This window comes from Corynebacterium sp. BF-R-2 (assembly GCF_024586525.1).
Taxonomy (GTDB): Bacteria; Actinomycetota; Actinomycetes; order Mycobacteriales; family Mycobacteriaceae; genus Corynebacterium; species Corynebacterium singulare.
Genome location: NZ_JAMFTP010000036.1, coordinates 1 through 1,083 on the forward strand (window position 1 = coordinate 1; position 1,083 = coordinate 1,083).

Sequence of the window (1,083 nt, forward strand, 5' to 3'; positions counted from 1 at the left end):
GTGACGGTACCTGTATAAGAAGCACCGGCTAACTACGTGCCAGCAGCCGCGGTAATACGTAGGGTGCGAGCGTTGTCCGGAATTACTGGGCGTAAAGAGCTCGTAGGTGGTTTGTCGCGTCGTCTGTGAAATTCCGGGGCTTAACTCCGGGCGTGCAGGCGATACGGGCATAACTTGAGTGCTGTAGGGGAGACTGGAATTCCTGGTGTAGCGGTGAAATGCGCAGATATCAGGAGGAACACCGATGGCGAAGGCAGGTCTCTGGGCAGTTACTGACGCTGAGGAGCGAAAGCATGGGTAGCGAACAGGATTAGATACCCTGGTAGTCCATGCCGTAAACGGTGGGCGCTAGGTGTAGGGGGCTTCCACGTCTTCTGTGCCGTAGCTAACGCATTAAGCGCCCCGCCTGGGGAGTACGGCCGCAAGGCTAAAACTCAAAGGAATTGACGGGGGCCCGCACAAGCGGCGGAGCATGTGGATTAATTCGATGCAACGCGAAGAACCTTACCTGGGCTTGACATACACCAGATCGCTGCAGAGATGTAGTTTCCCTTGTGGTTGGTGTACAGGTGGTGCATGGTTGTCGTCAGCTCGTGTCGTGAGATGTTGGGTTAAGTCCCGCAACGAGCGCAACCCTTGTCTTATGTTGCCAGCATTTGGTTGGGGACTCATGAGAGACTGCCGGGGTTAACTCGGAGGAAGGTGGGGATGACGTCAAATCATCATGCCCCTTATGTCCAGGGCTTCACACATGCTACAATGGTCGGTACAACGCGCAGCGACACTGTGAGGTGGAGCGAATCGCTGAAAGCCGGTCTTAGTTCGGATTGGGGTCTGCAACTCGACCCCATGAAGTCGGAGTCGCTAGTAATCGTAGATCAGCAATGCTGCGGTGAATACGTTCCCGGGCCTTGTACACACCGCCCGTCACGTCATGAAAGTTGGTAACACCCGAAGCCAGTGGCTCAAACTTGTTAGGGAGCTGTCTAAGGTGGGATCGGCGATTGGGACGAAGTCGTAACAAGGTACCCGTACCGGAAGGTGCGGGTGGATCACCTCCTTTCTAAGGAGCATTATTTTTTA

The 1,083-nt window shown here is 54.8% G+C and carries 1 rRNA gene; it reads left to right on the forward strand.

The features are described 5' to 3' along the window. A 16S ribosomal RNA gene (locus M5J09_RS13170) occupies nucleotides 1–1,063 on the forward strand; the annotation flags it as partial. Between the last annotated feature and the right edge of the window lie 20 nt (nucleotides 1,064–1,083).